A 1,822-nucleotide genomic window follows, 5' to 3' on the forward strand; every position below is an offset into this window, starting at 1 on the left:
CCCTAATATTTCCTTAAATGATTTAGGAAACGGAACTATTCTATCTTTTGAACCTTTCCCTTTAACTACTTTTATTTTACATTCGTCTAAATCAAAAAGTCTCGTCTTTTATGCCAGAATTTAGACTTCTTCTAGATATTAAGTCATTAGAAATAATCTCTCAACGCATTGATACACAAGGGAATCTGGTACTTACAGTAGTAAGTAGACACACTAAAACCAAGTACCATAATTGAGGGAAAGACGCGACAAAATGGTTCTGTTATAGCAGTGTAATGCAGATTAGACACACCTCTGTTTTTGATCAACCAGTTATATTGGAAATAAAGCCAATTCGTTATCAATGTGATCATTGTGGATCCACAACTACAGAGAAATATGATTGGGTTGCACAAGGAGGCAAAATAACCAAAGGTCTAGAAGAGTATATAGGGGGCTTAAAAGGATACGTGTCAAATTCGGTCACATCGTGAATTTTAAGCACCTCAAAGCCATATGTATCAATAGCTTCAGAGGATTGTCTTTAAAACTTAATTATTTTCCTCTTTTTTAGCATTTATTGCACGATAATATACGGATTTAGTTATATTCATTATTTCACAAATTTGTTTAACTGAAAACTCACCAGAGTTTCTAAGCTTCATTAATTTGTTTAATCCTTTTTTATCTAAACTCTTCGGTCTACCACCTTTACGACCCTTAGCTCTAGCAGCAGCTACTCCTGCTGAAACACGCTCTTTTATTAATTCCCTTTCCATTTGTGAAAATGCTGCACATATATTGAATAGTAGCATCCCCATTGGAGTTGTAGTATCAATATTATTTTCTAATGATATAAATTGAACATCTTTCTCATGAAGCTCATTAATTAAGCTGGCTAGTTTTATCATTCTTCTACCAAGCCTATCTAATCTAACAACACATACTATATCACCAGGTCTAAGTTTATTTAATAATTCCTGTAATTTCTCACGATCATCTTTTGCTCCAGATGCTTTCTCTGAGAAAATCTCATCACAGCCAGCTTCTTTTAATTTTTGAATCTGAATATCTAAAGATTGTTGCTCTTTTGAAACACGAGCATAGCCAAATTTCATAAATTGCCTATTTTACTGTCCCAAAAACCTAAAAAATGGCTGTATTTTAGTCTTTTTGTTTTGGAACTAGTTTTGGGATACTATTTAAGTATTCTATCATATTTAAAATGTTCCGAAACATCATTGTCTCAAAAACAAGTGTTTTTGGAACGCCCTAGAGAAAAAAATAATGTCAATAATTGAAAGAACTAATTATCCAAAATCCCCAAAACGAAGAAAACTTAACAAACAAGAATTAGAGCAAGGCTACTCAATATCTTCAGATGAGCATATTTTTATCAATAAAAAAGCAAAGACTGAATTATCAAAACTTAATTTTGCTATACAACTAAAATCTTTTCAGATACTAGGATATTTTGTTGGTCTAGATAAAGTCCCTGAAGAAGTAATTAATCATATTAGGCAACAACTTAAAATTCACTACAAAATTAAAGCAGGCTACAGTTTATATAATAAGACGATTTATAGACATCGTAATAGGGGTTGTTTGCAGAGCCCTCCATTTTTTCGGTTTTTTAATAATTCTTACCAACAACAACCTTTCTAAACTTAAGGTAATCATATAAAGTTGTTAAGACGATTTATAGACATCGTAATAGGGGTTGTTTGCAGAGCCCTCCATTTTTTCGGTTTTTTAATAATTCTTACCAACAACAACCTTTCTAAACTTAAGGTAATCATATAAAGTTGTACGTGAAATATTTAGTTGATTAGCTATCTCTTGA

The 1,822-nt window shown here is 31.8% G+C and carries 3 protein-coding genes; 2 read left to right on the top strand and 1 reads right to left on the bottom strand.

What is annotated here, in order from left to right:
* Positions 1-275: 275 nt before the first annotated feature.
* Complete coding sequence (locus F8C69_RS10040) at positions 276-473, top strand: hypothetical protein (protein ID WP_159185035.1); 198 nt, start codon at positions 276-278, stop codon at positions 471-473.
* Positions 474-530: 57 nt separating this feature from the next.
* Here F8C69_RS10040 and F8C69_RS10045 read toward each other — a convergent pair whose 3' ends face one another.
* Positions 531-1,097, bottom strand: coding sequence for a recombinase family protein (locus F8C69_RS10045; protein ID WP_159185036.1), 567 nt, complete (start codon positions 1,095-1,097; stop codon positions 531-533).
* A gap of 169 nt (positions 1,098-1,266) precedes the next feature.
* On the opposite strand from F8C69_RS10045, the gene F8C69_RS10050 reads away from it, so the two are divergent.
* On the top strand, positions 1,267-1,644 hold the full coding sequence (locus F8C69_RS10050; RefSeq protein WP_159185037.1) for a DUF4158 domain-containing protein: 378 nt from the start codon (positions 1,267-1,269) through the stop codon (positions 1,642-1,644).
* The last annotated feature ends 178 nt before the right edge of the window (positions 1,645-1,822 follow it).

The sequence above is a fragment of the Francisella noatunensis subsp. noatunensis genome (assembly GCF_009823375.1).
Lineage (GTDB): Bacteria > Pseudomonadota > Gammaproteobacteria > Francisellales > Francisellaceae > Francisella > Francisella noatunensis.